This is a genomic window from Shewanella marisflavi (assembly GCF_002215585.1).
Classification (GTDB): domain Bacteria; phylum Pseudomonadota; class Gammaproteobacteria; order Enterobacterales; family Shewanellaceae; genus Shewanella; species Shewanella marisflavi.
The window spans coordinates 1,323,891-1,339,820 of sequence record NZ_CP022272.1 but is presented as its reverse complement, the minus strand read 5'-3'; the positions used below and the strand labels follow the sequence as shown (position 1 = coordinate 1,339,820).

The 15,930-nt window shown below is 51.1% G+C and carries 15 protein-coding genes; 8 read left to right on the top strand and 7 right to left on the bottom strand.

All coding sequences use genetic code 11. The features are described 5' to 3' along the window. The first annotated feature begins 37 nt into the window (after positions 1-37). On the top strand, positions 38-1,660 hold the full coding sequence (gene pfaD / locus CFF01_RS05970) for an eicosapentaenoate synthase subunit PfaD (RefSeq protein WP_033537530.1): 1,623 nt from the start codon (positions 38-40) through the stop codon (positions 1,658-1,660). 66 nt (positions 1,661-1,726) lie between these two features. Here the strand turns inward: pfaD and CFF01_RS05965 are convergent, their stop codons facing one another. After that, positions 1,727-4,045 carry a penicillin acylase family protein gene (locus CFF01_RS05965; protein ID WP_088904189.1) on the bottom strand — a complete coding sequence of 773 codons (2,319 nt, stop codon included), beginning with the start codon at positions 4,043-4,045 and terminating at the stop codon, positions 1,727-1,729. Between the two features lie 151 nt (positions 4,046-4,196). Here CFF01_RS05965 and CFF01_RS19285 point away from each other — a divergent pair, with 151 nt between their 5' ends. Together CFF01_RS19285 and CFF01_RS19125 are read left to right on the top strand one after the other, a co-directional pair. Then, positions 4,197-4,448, top strand: coding sequence for a hypothetical protein (locus tag CFF01_RS19285; RefSeq protein ID WP_088904188.1), 252 nt, complete (start codon positions 4,197-4,199; stop codon positions 4,446-4,448). A gap of 128 nt (positions 4,449-4,576) precedes the next feature. Next, on the top strand, positions 4,577-4,714 hold the full coding sequence (locus CFF01_RS19125) for a hypothetical protein (protein ID WP_157704951.1): 138 nt from the start codon (positions 4,577-4,579) through the stop codon (positions 4,712-4,714). Positions 4,715-4,779: 65 nt separating this feature from the next. On the opposite strand, the gene CFF01_RS05955 is transcribed toward CFF01_RS19125, so the two are convergent. Further along, entirely contained in the window at positions 4,780-5,367 is a 588-nt protein-coding gene (locus CFF01_RS05955; protein WP_033537526.1) for a lipid-binding SYLF domain-containing protein, read from the bottom strand. 406 nt (positions 5,368-5,773) lie between these two features. Between CFF01_RS05955 and CFF01_RS05950 the strand changes: the two genes are divergently transcribed. Beyond that, positions 5,774-6,586: a molybdate ABC transporter substrate-binding protein gene (locus CFF01_RS05950; protein ID WP_088904187.1), complete on the top strand. Its 813-nt coding sequence runs from the start codon at positions 5,774-5,776 to the stop codon at positions 6,584-6,586. Positions 6,587-6,637: 51 nt separating this feature from the next. On the opposite strand, the gene CFF01_RS05945 is transcribed toward CFF01_RS05950, so the two are convergent. Beyond that, entirely contained in the window at positions 6,638-7,975 is a 1,338-nt protein-coding gene (locus tag CFF01_RS05945; RefSeq protein ID WP_088904186.1) for a M20 metallopeptidase family protein, read from the bottom strand. A 223-nt stretch (positions 7,976-8,198) separates the two neighbouring features. Here CFF01_RS05945 and CFF01_RS05940 point away from each other — a divergent pair, with 223 nt between their 5' ends. Then, positions 8,199-9,038, top strand: coding sequence for a sulfotransferase domain-containing protein (locus tag CFF01_RS05940; RefSeq protein WP_088904185.1), 840 nt, complete (start codon positions 8,199-8,201; stop codon positions 9,036-9,038). A gap of 71 nt (positions 9,039-9,109) precedes the next feature. Here CFF01_RS05940 and CFF01_RS05935 read toward each other — a convergent pair whose 3' ends face one another. The 3 genes from CFF01_RS05935 to CFF01_RS05925 all read right to left on the bottom strand — a co-directional run bounded on the left by CFF01_RS05935 (position 9,110) and on the right by CFF01_RS05925 (position 11,668). Further along, positions 9,110-9,640, bottom strand: coding sequence for an outer membrane beta-barrel protein (locus CFF01_RS05935; protein WP_088904184.1), 531 nt, complete (start codon positions 9,638-9,640; stop codon positions 9,110-9,112). A 211-nt stretch (positions 9,641-9,851) separates the two neighbouring features. Further along, a complete protein-coding gene (locus CFF01_RS05930; protein WP_088904183.1) occupies positions 9,852-10,592 on the bottom strand; it encodes a cytochrome b/b6 domain-containing protein in 741 nt (246 codons plus the stop codon). A gap of 191 nt (positions 10,593-10,783) precedes the next feature. After that, positions 10,784-11,668, bottom strand: coding sequence for a choice-of-anchor H family protein (locus CFF01_RS05925; protein ID WP_198387132.1), 885 nt, complete (start codon positions 11,666-11,668; stop codon positions 10,784-10,786). A gap of 263 nt (positions 11,669-11,931) precedes the next feature. On the opposite strand from CFF01_RS05925, the gene CFF01_RS05920 reads away from it, so the two are divergent. From CFF01_RS05920 to CFF01_RS05910, 3 genes are read left to right on the top strand one after another with little or no spacing between them, the layout of a single operon-like run. Beyond that, positions 11,932-12,249, top strand: coding sequence for a PepSY domain-containing protein (locus CFF01_RS05920; RefSeq protein WP_198387130.1), 318 nt, complete (start codon positions 11,932-11,934; stop codon positions 12,247-12,249). A gap of 26 nt (positions 12,250-12,275) precedes the next feature. Then, positions 12,276-12,959: a response regulator transcription factor gene (locus CFF01_RS05915; RefSeq protein WP_088904182.1), complete on the top strand. Its 684-nt coding sequence runs from the start codon at positions 12,276-12,278 to the stop codon at positions 12,957-12,959. A 14-nt stretch (positions 12,960-12,973) separates the two neighbouring features. Further along, complete coding sequence (locus CFF01_RS05910) at positions 12,974-14,386, top strand: ATP-binding protein (RefSeq protein WP_088904181.1); 1,413 nt, start codon at positions 12,974-12,976, stop codon at positions 14,384-14,386. A 45-nt stretch (positions 14,387-14,431) separates the two neighbouring features. On the opposite strand, the gene CFF01_RS05905 is transcribed toward CFF01_RS05910, so the two are convergent. Then, complete coding sequence (locus CFF01_RS05905; RefSeq protein ID WP_088904180.1) at positions 14,432-15,745, bottom strand: diguanylate cyclase domain-containing protein; 1,314 nt, start codon at positions 15,743-15,745, stop codon at positions 14,432-14,434. Positions 15,746-15,930 lie beyond the last annotated feature (185 nt).

The following is a 15,930-nucleotide window of genomic DNA, read 5'->3' as shown; positions in this document are numbered from 1 at the left end:
CCTAAGTCGGCCATCATAAAATAAGGTTCTTGTTTAAATGAATCCAACTACCGCAAACGAGCAGCTTTCACCTTGGCCATGGCAGGTAAGCGACAGCAAGATAAGCTTTGACAGCGCCACCATGGCGAGCCAGCTTAAAGATTTCAGCCGCGCCTGCTATGTGGTCAACGATGGCGACCAAGGCGTAGGTATCGCCACAGAGGCCAGCCTGGCGACCGGCGAGCAGGCAACCGGTCATCCTGTCAGCGCCTTCACCCCGGCACTGGGCACAGAGAGCCTGGGCGACAGCAACTTCCGCCGGGTTCACGGCGTCAAATACGCCTACTACGCCGGCGCCATGGCCAACGGCATCTCATCGGAAGAGTTAGTGATCGCTCTGGGCAAGGCGGGGATCTTATGCTCCTTTGGCGCGGCAGGTTTGATCCCAAGCCGGGTCGAGCAGGCTATCGAGCGTATCCAGACCGCGCTACCTAATGGCCCCTACATGTTTAACCTGATCCACAGCCCCAGCGAGCCAGCGCTCGAGCGCGGCAGCGTCGAGCTCTTCCTTAAACACAAGGTACGCACAGTAGAAGCCTCTGCCTTTCTGGGACTAACACCGCAAATCGTTTACTACCGCGCCGCAGGCCTGAGCCGCGACGCCAACGGTCACGTCATTATCGGCAACAAGGTGATTGCCAAGGTGAGCCGCACCGAAGTCGCAGAAAAGTTTATGCAACCTGCGCCCGTCAAGATGCTGCAAAAGCTGGTCGATGAAGGCCTGATCACCCATGATCAAATGGCGATGGCTCAACTGGTGCCCATGGCAGATGACATCACCGCCGAGGCTGACTCAGGTGGTCACACAGACAACCGTCCTCTGGTGACTCTGCTGCCCACCATCCTGGCGCTTAAGGAGGAGATCCAGGCCAAGTATCAATATGAGACGCCCCTGCGCGTTGGTTGTGGCGGTGGCATTGGCACCCCAGATGCGGCCCTAGCCACCTTTAACATGGGCGCCGCCTACATAGTCACGGGCTCAATCAACCAAGCCTGTGTCGAGGCTGGCGCCAGCGACCACACCCGTAAGCTGCTGGCCACAACCGAAATGGCGGATGTCACCATGGCTCCGGCCGCAGACATGTTTGAGATGGGCGTTAAGCTACAGGTCGTCAAGCGTGGCACCCTGTTCCCTATGCGCGCCAATAAGCTGTATGAGATTTACAGCCGCTACGACTCGATAGAGGCGATACCCGTTGATGAGCGCGACAAGCTGGAGAAGCAGGTGTTTCGCGCGAGCCTAGATGAGATCTGGGCCGGTACGGTTGCTCACTTTAATGAACGCGATCCTAAGCAGATAGAGCGCGCCGAGGGTAACCCCAAGCGTAAGATGGCGCTCATCTTCCGCTGGTATCTGGGGCTGTCTAGCCGCTGGTCAAACACAGGTGAGCAAGGCCGTGAGATGGACTATCAGATCTGGGCAGGCCCCGCACTTGGCGCCTTCAACCAATGGGCCAAGGGCAGCTACCTGGACGACTACAGCAAGCGTCACGCGGTGGATCTGGCCAAACACCTGATGTATGGCGCCGCCTATCTGGCGCGTATCAACGCCATCAGCGCACAAGGGGTCAAGCTACCGGCCGAACTGCTGCGCTACAAACCCCTTGAGCCACTGGCTTAACGCTTCCCTTCAGCCATAAAAAGCCACCCTTGCGGTGGCTTTTTTATGGCTGACTTTTACATCTGACTAATGTGTACGCTCTCTGGGGATTAAGCTCAGACTCGCCTCTATCTCAGCAGGAAGAAGCGGCGTGACTGCGCCGCGAGCATATTCACCAAATCCAGCGCGGTAATATTTCGACAAGGGATGACCAGATTGACCGCCTGGTATCGTCATGATGGCGCGCTCTTCATACCCTGGCTGCACGATAAAGCGCTGGGAGGCGCCAAAACTTTTGCGCTGCACTGCTGGCATAAAGGTGTCACCAAAGCCCGCCACCTGAGGCATATCCAGGAAACGACTCAAGAGCGGCATCTGACGGCTAAAAGGATGCTGTATCGTCAGGGTATTAACCCGCCCCCAGTTGAGCGCGCTCAGCTCGCCATCGTCACTGTACTGGCTAAGCAGCTTATCACGGGCGGCGACATAGCTGGCGATCACTAACTCATCCCAGCTGGCGACCTCTTTGGGTAGCCAGTCGCTGGGCGCTTGTTTGAGCAGTTGCCAGATACCAGGCTCAAGATAACGTTTTAGCACCGCCAGGCTCAGTTGCTCCTTGGCCAGCTCGGCTTCGATGGGGGCAAAGGCGCTGTTAAGGATCTGACTGCGAAACGCTTTTACCAGAGTAAAGCCGACAGACTCGGCGCAGGCGCAGCCCTGCCAGTCTCTGATCTGTACTATATCCTTGGCGAAGCGCTTGGGCTCACGCATCAAAGCATCTAACAGGTAGCTCTGCCAGGGACGATAGAAGCGCGCCTCGTTATCGAGCTGAATCCGATAAAAATCGCCCTCATCGAATTTCTCCTGCTCCAGCAATCTGTCACGGATCTGCGCGCTTCTGGCCCCCAGGGCATAACCACCATCGCCAAAACGCTGCGCGTCATGGGTCGACATCACTCTGGCGTTGGCACTCCATAACCGGCCGCCGGGCGGATCCAGACGCGAAGGTAACTCGCTATCCCTTTGCTGCCACTTCGCCCACTCAATCTGCTCGCTTGTTAGTGCGACATCACTGGTCAAGGTTCTGGCGGGCACGGCGCCCGCCAGCTGCCATCCGGCGTGACCTTGACTGTCGGCCAACATCAAATTCTGCACCGGAATCCCAAAGCCGCTGGCCATTGCAAGTCCCTCAGGCACGTTATCGACCTGCTCCAGCGCCATCAGCTCCATGTTGACCGCATAATCCTGATGGGCCACCCAGGCGAGCGCATAGGCTCGCTCGCCTTTTTGCAGCACAGGGCCAAAGCGCGACAGCTTGATGGCAAAGTCCACTTCCCCCTTTGGTAGCTTGATCGTCTCGTTGACCACCTCAAGCGGCTCGTCACTGTCCAGCGCCACCCAATCGGCGGTGTCGATATAGGCATTGGTAAAGCCCCAGGCCAGTCTACCGTTGCTGCCCACCACTATAGCTGGCGCGCCAGGCAGCGACACTCCGGTGACCTGCACGGCATTGCCCTTGGCATCAGGATAGTTAAGCTGCGCCCGATACCAGATGATGGGCACGGCAAAGGAGAGGTGCATATCATCGGATAACATGGCACTGGCGGTGTGGGTCATCTCACCGGTAACCGCCCAGTTGTTACTGCCCACCTCAATCGGCTCATCTATCATCAGCGCCAGGCGCTGGGCCAAAGAGGTGTCAGCCAAAGAGGTCATACTCGGGACAGGCGGCGGATCAGAGGGAAACAGACTGTTATCCAGCGCCGCCTGATAATTTGAGGTCTGGGTAATAAAGGCGCGCATTTCGCTGCCGAAGCGGCGCTCGATATGATCTAGAGTCAGGTCACGCTTGAGGCTGTTGCCTTGCAAGTCCAGATACATGCTGTAGATCACCAGCAGGCTGTCGGCAGGTTGCCAAGGCGCTGGCTTGGCGCGGGTCAGCAGATACTCGAACGACTTAAGGGTCTGCGCGGCCAACGCCTGATTGACGCCATCGGCATAGCGCTGCAACAACTGCTGCTGAGCCGTAGGCAGTTGCCCATAGATACGCTCTGCGCGTTGACGAAGTTGATGAAAACGGCGCGACTTATCCAGCGCCAAGGCAGGCTCACCAAATAACTCGGCCAACTCACCGGCTGAATTTCGCCTTAGCAGATCCATCTGAAAGAACCTGTCCTGACCATGGGCAAAGCCCAGTGCAAAGGCGACATCCTGGCGATTCTCACCATGGATCACCGCGGTGCCAAGGCGATCTCTGTCTATGGTCACCTTAGCCGCTATCTTGCTACTGCTCACCTCGCCAGACAACTTAGGCAGACTTAAATGAAGCGCCACATAAACCGAGATAGCAAGCAAAAAAAGTAAAAAGAGAAATGTAACTAATAGAGGTTTTATTATTTTTATCATGAAGTAACGTCAATCCTTGAACCCAGGCCACTACTATAGCCAAGTTAGGTTAAGGTTAACAAGCAAACAAACCTCGACATCCCAAGGTGCCATTCGAGTTAGTCCGCGATACCTGTTAACCTTGCTTCATAGTTCATCATCTTTTAAACCTATGGCAAGACCCAACAAGAAAGCACCGGAGCGCACGGTCGAGATCTTTTGCGCCAAATGCAAATCCAGGCTGTTTAAGTATCGTAAAGGGGGTAAAGGCGCCTTGGTAAAATGCTTTAAGGAGCGGATTATCGAGGACGATACCCATACTCCCTGTCACTGCCCCCAATGCGATCAGTGTTTTGCCAGAGACACGCTGATACGCGGTGTTCCAGCGTTTAAGATCATTGGCGGTAAGGCATTGATGAAATAGTTAAACCAAGAAAAGATTTAACATAAATGCCACTTTATTATGGCAAGATCTAAGGCTAATATATAACGCAGGATGAACGGACAGTCTCTCGGGGAATACATTCCCGGGAAGGTGACTAAAGGATGAGTATGAATTCACTAATTAAGGTATGGAGCGCCACCCCAGAGCTGTTAAAACCTCTTTTAGCACTGGCGGTACTCGGATTATTAGGCATGACGGCATTTTTTTTTGGCCAACTGATCGGCCTATTGCTTTACCAAAGCTAACCTGATTGAGACAAATTAACTGGCGCCAAGACTGTCAGCCTTGGCGCTCATGACCTTAGATCAGACTATCCTTTGTTCTGCATAAAATCTTCACTGAAATCGGTAGGCCAGTATTTATAACCTTGCACCGTTGCCTGAGCTGCTGCCCCCAACAGGTTAACCTGATAGGTTTTTACGCCATCGACATCCACAGATTGATTGGCGGATACTTGCTCATCATTTTCCTTATATTTCGCACTGGCTTCAGCCTGTGCCTGTCCCTCATAGCCTGATTCTTTAAATCTTTGCAGAGCATCTCGCTTCATAAAGGCTTGTACAAAGGCAACCTGCTTCCAACCAATACCCGCGCCAACGCCCCCAGTTGCGAAACGGTAGTAACTGCTTTTACCCCCCTCATTAAGTACACAAACTCCGCCACCAGTCGACAAGGCAAACAGGTAGCTATTACTACCAGTGCAAACCACATGGGCAATTGAGTTAGCTACCGCCTTTTTTGCACCAGGATGCTGAGCATAGATGCTGCCTAGAGCCTCTTGTGTCTCCTTGCGAGCATTAGCTTTCTTCGCCTCAGGCGTATTACCCGTTGCGCACCCGGCAACAAGTGTTACTCCAATAAAGGCCATAAGTATTTTTTTTGTCGAAAATGTAAACATAACAACTCTCTTTTAACGCGAAAACCCAACACACAAAACAAACTTAACCAATTGATAAAAAAGGGAAAGAATGGATTTTATAAAGGGCGTAGTATATTCAGACACAGCGTCATTGCAAACCGAACATTCAAATGTGAGAGCTCGAGGCTAAACCTTTCGAATTAGCTCGTAGATAAAATCAAAGCACGGGAATAAAGAAATTGCTGGCATAAGACAAACGTGAATGAGTAACCCAAATTCAAGAAGCTCAAGACAGACTCCCTCTAGTGCGCGACATTTTGTCTCGCCACCAGTTTAATTTAGCGATCCATGCGACAAAGTCTAACTTATCTCTGTTCGGGCAATTGCTGCTGCCCTTATCTGATGATTTGATATGGCATTCAATGAGTAATAGGGAATTTTCTTCATGAAGTATCAGTGGATTCTGGGCACACTTTTCATTGCCGGCTCCGGTTTTAGCAGTCACCTCGCCGCACACGATGCTGCAATCGAATTTCGCGCCGCAGGCAGCCTAAAAGCCGCGATGACGGAAATAATTAGCGCCTATCAAGGCAAGACTCACGCAGTGGTGACAGCAGATTTTGCTCCCTCTGGATTGCTGCGAAAGCGGATAGAATCTGGCGAAAAGGTCGATCTGTTCGCCTCAGCTAACATGAAACATCCAACAACCCTGAGTCAGGCATCACTGAGCGGCGATGTGGTGATGTTTGCCCGCAACAAACTCTGCGCATTAGCCCAGCCTGAGGTTGAGCTCAGTAGCGATAACCTGCTTAACCAGATGCTAGATAACAAGATACGCCTGGGCACCTCAACCCCCAAGGCAGATCCCGCTGGCGACTACGCCTTTAAAGTGTTTGAACGGGCGGAGCAGGTATCTGTCGGCGCCCAGAAACGGCTTGAGGCAAAGGCGCTGCAGCTAACGGGCGGCCCTGACAGCGCCAAGCCTCCCAAGGGGCGTAATCCTTATGCCTGGGTGATGGAAAACAAACGGGCGGACATTTTTCTGACTTACTGCACCAATGCCGTACTGGCCCAGAAAGAAGTAAAACCTCTTAACATAGTGCAACTGCCCGACCATTTGAGTGTGGGGGCTAACTATGGCTTGACGGTGATCCGAGAAGCACAGCCTCACGCTGCCGAACTGGCGCTATTTATTCTGTCGCCTCAAGGGCAAGAAATTCTGGCCAGTTACGGCTTCGATACACCAACCCTCCCCTAACTCTTTAAATCTGGCCGGGAATTTCACCTCCCGGCCTCTAGCCCTTGGCTGCTAGTGGTTAAACAGATCGATCGCCGCCCGGCTCATCGCCTGTACTCCCGCCTCCAAGCTCACCGGATAGTCGGGCGCAAACTTACTTGAGTGCAACGAGGGCAAAATCGCACCTGATGCCTGACTGGCGGCATAGTCATCCGCAGGCACAGCCCCTAGCCAAAACAGGGTAATGGGGCGCTTCTCTGGGGTTAGACCATACAAGCCAAAATCTTCTCCAGCCATCACAGGCGACGCCTCCCAGACATTGTCATCCCCGAGCTGCTTAGCAATACTCGCCTTCACCAAGGCGGTTTGATTCGGGTCATTATAGGTCGAGGGAATACTCTCCTCTTGATGCACGTATACGTCTGGCCACTCGGCCTCGTCCAGTCCTGCACTGCTGGCGATCCCCTGAGTAAGGCGTTTGATGGCGGCGATCTGCTGCTCACGCACCTTAGGATCGTAAGAACGTAGCGTAAGTTGTAACTTTACCTCGTTGCCTATGATGTTATGTTTCGAGCCACCGTGAATTGAACCAACAGTGATCACATTGGGTGCCAAGGGAGACACCTCGCGGCTGACGATAGTTTGCAGCGCCAGCACAATGCGCGCCGCTAATACCACAGGATCGACCGTTGTATGCGGATAGGCACCGTGACCACCACGCCCCTTGACACTGATATCCACAGAATCGACATTCGCCAGGGCATAACCCGGGGCGATGGCCACCTTACCAGCAGGGACAGAGGCACTGACATGTAGCCCCAGAATATGATCAGGGAGTGGGAACTGACTAAACAGTCCCTGTTTCAACATGGCTTTAGCCCCGCCGCCCACCTCTTCGGCAGGCTGGGCCACCAGCATCAAGGTCCCCTGCCATTTATCCTTTGCCTTGATCAGCTGCTGAGCCGTCCCCACCAGATTGGTCATATGCACATCATGGCCACAGGCATGCATCACACCAACTTGATTGCCCTGTGCGTCTAGAGTGGTGACCTTAGAGGCATAGGCTTTACCCGTCTCCTCGACAATGGGTAAGGCATCGGTATCGGCGCGGATCATCACGGTCGGCCCCTTGCCGTTGCGATAGATGCCTACTACGCCATGGCCACCAAAATCACGGGTAACCGACATCCCTAAAGCGTCAAATTCGGCGGCTATTCGCGCCGAACTTTGCTGTTCGTGATAGGAAAGTTCAGGGTGTTGATGCAGCTCGAGATAGAGACTGGAGAGCACCGGCATGGCTTGCTTGACCGACAGCGCCAACTCGTTGCCTTGCGCCCAAAGGCTAGGGCTCACGGTCAGAGCAAACAGGGCGCCCAATAAACTGGGCTTATGGATGATTTGGCCTAACATTGTTAACTCCCTTGCCGAAAAATGGTCCGAAAGAGATCCAGCATAACCACTCTTTGCCATGAAACCAATCTGTTAGCCATGAATTAGCAGGCAAAGCGCCACAGCAAAGAAAGGCTTACCTTACTCTCCCTTGCCATTTGCCTGGCAAATCGGTAGTTTCTTATCCCTGTACTCGGACACACCTACGTCCAGCTGGTCATAAGAATAATGAAAGGACTTATTGATGGGGAATATACTTTGGGTCGCCTCCTATCCCAAATCAGGCAACACTTGGGTTCGTGCGTTTCTTGAGAATTACATTCAAAATGCCGAGCAAGGGATAGATATCAACACAATGCACACTATCTCGACCGCAGAGTCAGCAGCACACCGTTTTCAAGCCCATCTTCAGGACGGTCGCAAGACAACCGATCTTAGCCTGGAAGAGATCTGCGCCTTGAGACCAACAGTGCAGGCCGATATCGCCAGACAGGCCCACGGCACCACCTTTGTAAAGACCCATAACTACCTGGGAACCTTTAATGATCACCCGCTGCATAACTCCACGGTCACTTCAGGTTCCATCTATATCGTGCGAAACCCCTTGGATGTGACGGTATCTATGGCTAACTACTTTGGTTACAGCCTAGATGAAACCATCGCCTATATGGCGGAAGAGATGACAGGCACACCCAACGAACCCGAAAACGTGCCCCAGGTCATCACCTCCTGGTCGATGCATGTCTCTAGTTGGACTCAAGATCCCGAAGACGCCAAGCTGATCCTGCGTTATGAAGATATCTTAGATAACCCCAAGAAGGTGTTTCGCAAAATAGAGTCTTTCCTCGGGCTAAAGAAAGACCCCAACCGACTCAAGAATGCCATTAAGCACTCCTCATTTGCCCAGCTCAAGGCTCAAGAAACCAAGCGAGGATTCGTCGAAAAACATGAAAACGCTAAATCCTTCTTCCGCCAAGGCAGTAAGAATCAGTGGCGTCAGGTATTGAGTGATGAGCAGGTCGCGAAAATCGTCGAGCATCACGGCGAACAGATGGCCAGATTTAAATACTTACCGGGTAAATAACGCACTCAATTGAGCCGAACAAACACAAAAAACGCAGCCCTTGGCTGCGTTTTTTACATCATCCTCTCGAACTAGAACTGGTAGTGTACGCCCAGATAGACATTGCCCCAATCGCTTTCAACCTGCTGTTCAAGCCCGCTGGCATCAAGATCTGTATAGAGCATCTCGTAGGCGATACGAACATTGACGCCATTTTTAAACGCCATATTAAATCCTGCTCCCCAGAGCCAGCCATCACCATCATAGTCGAGATCGGCATCGACCTTAGTGGCCGCCATCCCCGCCTTGATAAACATCGAATAGGTATTATCAAAATAGTGATGAAACTTAGCGGCGAGCGATAGTTGATTGGCCTTCACATCACCCACATCGACAAAATTATCGGTCAGCACATAGGTGCTCTCCAAGGCGAAGTTTTTACTGAAGTAGTAACCGCCATAGAGACCGTAACTCACGGCTGACTCGTCAAAATCTCCCGCCTCAAGCTGGGAATACCCCGCCATGGCTCCTAAGTAATATCCCTTGATATCGGCAACCGCCATCGCAGATCCTGATGCGATAAGGCTTGCCAAAGACAGTGCCAGCAAAGATGCGCGCTTCATGCTTCCCCCGGAAACGAAACATTTACAAGTAGCTAACATACTAGACCAAAAATCGCATAAAATTAAGTCTTTAATTCCACCTAGTGCAAAATACCACCACGGAGTTAACTCACCCAAATCTGATCAAGTGACTGGTCATAAAAAATGCAGCCTGAGCTGCAAATTTTAAATAGGACTCAGCCATAGGATAGTGGCTGGACCGGCAAGAGGTTTACAGCTCCTCATCCTCGGCAGGCTTAGTAAGACCCTTATTGCCAGAGATCATTGCAGAAACCAATCCTGGCTGATGCTTTAGCTCGGCAACGATCACCCCTGCCACATGAAGGGCTATCATCAAGATCAAAAGATAAACACTATACACATGTATCTCACCAGCCAGTGACTTAAAAGGTTTTAAGATCGCGACTTTTTGCGCATCGACGCCAGTATCGTCATAGGGTTTAATGCTGGCACCATCCACACCTGGCTGGGCGATATACTCGCTGATCGCGCCGCCCAATGGTGGATAATAGATATCGGTTCCGGCGCGCACCAATCCAGTTAGCATTATGGTCACCAACAATAACATCATGGCAAATATCGCCAAACGCCCCATAGGGTTATGGCCTAAATACTGAGGTGACTGCCCTTTAGCCAGCTTGGCCTTATACTTGGCTAACCCCTTGAGATCCGGCAAGCATTGACTCAGCCGAGCACTCTTGCTGCCAATAACCCCCCAGATCAGCCTGATGGTGAGGTTAACCGCAAACAAGTAACCAACCCAGACATGCAGCGTCTTCAAGCCTATCTTAGCCTCGAGTCCGCTGATGCCTATTTCCCCCTTAAATAGCATCACAAAGCCGATAAAAATCATCGTCATAACCAATGCAAGATTAACCCAGTGAAAAATACGCGTGGGTTTGTCCCACACCTTGTATACCTTCACCTGTTCGGCCCTAATCTCTTGTGTCATCGTCTCCCCCATTTCACAGACGTGTACCTAGTGATAGGTAATATACGCCTGTCATGGGCAAAATTTTGTGAAATTTGCTTCATTCGCAGGCTAAATAACCACAATATTTTCATGATTATCTAGCCTTGTCCGATTGGTTTAGCCGAGTATTGGATTCAGTGATTAAATGAGCTAATGAACAAAAGCGACCACTAGCCCTGCTGGCGACGTCTGAGATAACTCATGCCCACGACTCCCAGCAAGCTCGCCAGCCATCCCATAGAAAGACTACCACCACTCACCACCACTTCCTCATCGACAAAATATTGGTCGCGGTCGGCGCTTTCTAGCGGCAAACCATAGAGATCATCCACATCGTCGCTGCTGATGGTCGCCACGATATCGCTGTAACCCACCTCATAGAGATCGATCAACACGTCATAATGATCCGTTGGATAGCCAGCATGTAATGTGGTTAACACTTCAAAGTCATCGTCACTGGCATCATCCACAATAGTGAATACATCAGTGGTGTGGTAGAGCTCCCAAGGCCCGCCATTACGGCTCAGATAGAGATCGGCATAAACATTGGCATGCTCGCCCAGATAATAACTATGCACGTCGGCATCGAAGGTCACACTAAAGGTGCGATAGAAGCCGTCATAGTCAACATCTTCAAACAGACGACTACTGGCCTCGTAGATAGCAAATTCATGGTAAATCCCGGCCTCGAGCCGCTGGGCCGACGACTTTAACGTCTTACCGGCGACTTGTGTCGATGCCTGGCGCTCGGCAATCACCTGATCACGGGTCTTGCGCTGCGCCGGTGTCACCGCTTGTAACTTAAGCTGTTCGGCGCTTGCCTTTTGGGTGTCAGTCATCACCTGTGCGGCGCGGCTAAAACCTTGTGACAACGTCTGCTGATCTTGTGCCACACTGACCGATGCAGAGCTTACCCAATCATCCGCCGCCATCACAGCGCCACTGCCCAGCATCACGAGTAGGGCCGCTGTCTGCACAGCATTTGCCAGCTTTCCCAGGCCAACGCGAGAGCTATCCGCCGTGGCCGCACTATTTTCAATCGTGAATCTGTTCATAATCAATCTCCATCAAATGGCTTTCGCCTTGCTTAAGGCCATTAGAAAGGATTGAAAATGAACATAAGCTGAACATTAAAAATTAACCGATTCAATAAGATGGAGACAATGACAGCATTCAGGTAGCGTTCATCTGGCGCTAGCCATAATGCTTGCTAACCTTTGCCCGCAACCTCTTAACTCACATCGCGTTTGAAGGCATATGTTTCTTATTTTTATAGGATCTTTTACACTGTTCGGAGAATTCAACACAGGTGATTTTGATGAAAACAGCCTTAATTTTGCTCGCTACCCTTTCGCTGATATTGCCACTGCAAGGGCATGCCTCTGGCTTGGGCATATCGGCGTCGACGAGCAGCATGTTAATCGCTGCTCAAAAAAATACTCATCAAAATCTAAGAGTTAAGAATCGTCAGCAGGCAACACAGATGGTAAAGGGACGCTATAACGCCAAAGTACTCAGCGTACAATCGACGCGAGTCAACGGCAATCCCGGCTACCGCGCTAAATTGCTCAGCCAAGATGGTGTCGTCTTCTATGTCGCCATCGACGCGGTTACCGGGCAGATGCGCAGGCAATAGCCTGAATAACAACAAAGGACACGCTAATGCGATTACTACTGGTTGAAGACGATTTAGCCCTGCAGGAAAACTTGAAGCAGCACCTGCTCGATGCCCACTACACCTTAGATATCGCCAGCGATGGTGAAGAGGGTCTGTTTCAGGGTCAGGAATATCCCTATGACGCAGCCATTATCGATGTCGGTTTGCCTAAACTAGACGGTATCGCCCTCATCGCACAACTTAGGCAACAGGGCATAGACTATCCCATACTGATACTCACCGCCCGCGACAACTGGCAGGACAAGGTTGAAGGGTTAGACGCTGGCGCCGATGACTATCTAACCAAGCCATTTCACCCCGAAGAGCTGATCGCTCGCCTCAAGGCACTGATCCGCCGGGCGGCAGGCAAGTCCAGTCCCTTAATCCAAAATGGCCCCTATTCCCTAAATACCAGCAGCCATGAGATTAAATTTGGCGAACAAAACGTGAGTCTAAGCGGCTCAGAGTACAAACTGTTTGAGTATTTCATGCTGCATATCGGTGAAGTGAAGTCCAAGAGCATACTTATCGAACATATCTATGATCAGGACTTCGATCTCGACTCCAATGTTATCGAGGTCTTTATCCGCCGCCTGCGCAAAAAGCTCGACCCAGACGGTCAGTATGGTCTGATTGAGACCCTGCGTGGCCAGGGTTATCGCCTCAAACCACTGGACAACGACAACTAAGCCGAGGCCATTGCATGAGCAGTCAGCGAGCCCCACAGGGCAAACTTAACTCCCTCAGGGTTCGCCTGATCATCAGCGCGCTGCTATTAATCCTGCTGCTGTTACCCACCATCGGCTTTACTCTTAATAACGCCTTTAAACAACAGGTGCTTAATAACGTCAATGAGCAGCTGAGCGCCTACCTCTATTCGGTATTAGCCGTGACTGAGATGGAAGACGGCAAACTCTATATGCCAGAGGCGCTGCTGGAAAATCAATTTAATGTTATCGGCTCTGGCCTTTATGCCATTATTGTTCGTCAGAACAATAACCTAACTGATAGCGACCGTCAGGGCGACGGCGCAACTGACAATGCCCCCCTTTGGTCATCTAATTCTTTTCTTGGCCTTAGCCTGACAGCACCACTGCCACACCCTAAGGTGGGACGCAGCGAATTTGGCAATATAACGGTGGAAGGCAAACCCCATCTCATCTACAGCTTTAGCGTGCGCTTTGCCCCGACTGAGCCGCAATCATTAAGTGCCCCCATTACCGTCCACATCATCAAAGACTTGGCTGGTGTCGAGCAGCAACAACAGGCCTTTAGTCAACACCTCTGGACCTGGCTGTTTATCTTGACGGCCGTCTTGCTGGCGACGCAATTTGCCTGGCTGGCCTGGACACTAAAACCCCTGGCCCGCTTTAAAGAGGAGCTTGGACAAGTACAGCGCGGCGAGGCGCAGCAGCTCAGCGGTCACTACCCCAACGAATTGCAGGATGTGGCCAAACAGCTCAACACCCTACTCAGTACCGAGCAGCGCCAGCGCAGCCGCTATCGTAATGCACTTTCTGATTTGGCCCACAGCCTGAAGACCCCCTTAGCCGTGATTCAAAGTCAAAAAGATCTCAGTGCGACCTCACAGGAACAGGTGAGTCAGATTAACCGCACCATAGGCCATCAGCTCAAACGGGCGCAGAGCGCGGCTGGTAACGCCTGGCATCTGGGGATTAAGGTCAATCAAGTCTCAGATAAACTGCTGCGTACATTGGTCAAGATCCACCCTGATGTGCAACTGAACTATGGCAAGGTGCCTGATAACCAAGATATCTTTTATGGCGATCAGAGCGATCTGACCGAGATGTTGGGTAACCTGCTGGATAACGCTTGTAAAGCCGCGCAATCACGAGTCGAACTCAGTGTTGAAAGCCGCTCAGGCAAGCTCATTATCAGCGTCGAAGATGATGGGCAAGGCATTAGCCCGGCTCAGCGGCAAACCATCTTAGAACGGGGAAAACGCGCCGACACCTATGCAAAGGGCCATGGTATCGGGTTGGCCATAGTGCGTGACTTGGTGGACAGCTATCAGGGCTCACTATCCATAGATGAGAGTAAGAGCTTAGGTGGCGCCAAGTTTGAACTCATGTTTGAACAACAATTTGCGAGTTAATGCTGGCCTAAGGTTAGCCTCAAGGTTTGCTGGCACAACTCAAGGTTAAGACTCCGTATGCTGTTGGCTATTGTCTTCAAGCATCTTGGGCTCGAAATAGACCAGTTTTTGCAGTCCCTCTCGCTTAGACACGTACATGGCAATATCGGCATATCGAATCAAGGTTTCACTGTCTTGGCAGTCCTGAGGCACCAGTGCGGCACCGAGACTGAAGTGCAGCGGCAGCTCTTCCCCTTGGTAACTAAAGCTACCTTGCATTTTTGCGACGACCCCAGCTAGGGTTTTATGAACTTCTTCTACACTGCTCATATCACTGAGCAAGATAATAAACTCGTCACCACCGTAGCGATAAATACCGTCGCTGCGCCGCAAACTCTGGGTTAGTCTTGTTGCCAGCACTTTCAAAAGCTGATCTCCGCAATGATGACCATGCTTGTCGTTTATCTGTTTGAAATTGTCGATATCCAAAAACAGTAATGCCAAAATAGTCTCTTTGTGCAGCGCCTGCTCTATCGCATGACTTATGTCTTTAAACAGACAGACCCTATTACTGACTCCCGTGAGTTCATCGAGATGCGCCTGTTTATGCAGTTGCTGATGCTTTTGAAACACGGCTTCGCTCATTTTGTAAAATGAGGACATCAAGTAACCGATCTCGTTGTTGGGCAAGAAATCGGTCAGGTGTTGACGCTCCCCCGCCTCCATTCGCTTTGTGGCATCGACTAATTTAGTTAAGGGGGCAAACAAATCTTTTCTGATCAGCACAAAGATTGCCAATGCCAAAAACAGAGTCACTATGATTTCAATGATAAAAACAGTCCTAATATCACTTCTCACCTCGCTGAGCTCGGCCACACGAATGTCGAGTAAGCGCTGCTCTTCGCGATTAAAATCATCGATATAATGACGAATATTATCCATATATTCTTGGCCCAAATTACTGCGCACCAGTGCCATAGCAGCAACTTGGTCTTGCTCGAAAAGCGCTAATGACTCTTTTAACTCGGCTATTTTAAACTCCACCTCTGTGCTCAAGCGCCCTAACAGTTGTTGCTGTTTCAGGTTGTCCTGGGTGAGTATTGTGAGCTTATTCAGCAAGTCGTCGATGGTGTTAAGCGAAAGGTTATAAGGCTGAAGATAATGCCTTTGGCCCGTGAGCAGATACCCCCTCTGCCCCGTCTCGGCATTGGCCAGCGCCAATAAAAGCTGATCTGAGTAGGACAGCAAGGTATGGGTATGATTAACCCAACTCAGTTTCTGCTCACTCTTTTGCTCTAAAAAGTAAGCCATGAATATATTGGCAAATACAAATAGGAATAACAGCGTCAGCAAACCTAATAGTTTTTTCTGAATACTCACCTAGCACCCGCTCTCCGTCTGCCCCATAATTCTCTCCCGCAGGGGGATGATGTTAGTTATTTTGCCCCTGTTTACCTTGAGCTTTTATATCTATTAACACACCGAATCATTACGGCTAATAAGCTGATATGATTACAACTATAGTTGCTTTTCATGTGCTTCGCTCTTCGCTTTTATCCATCACA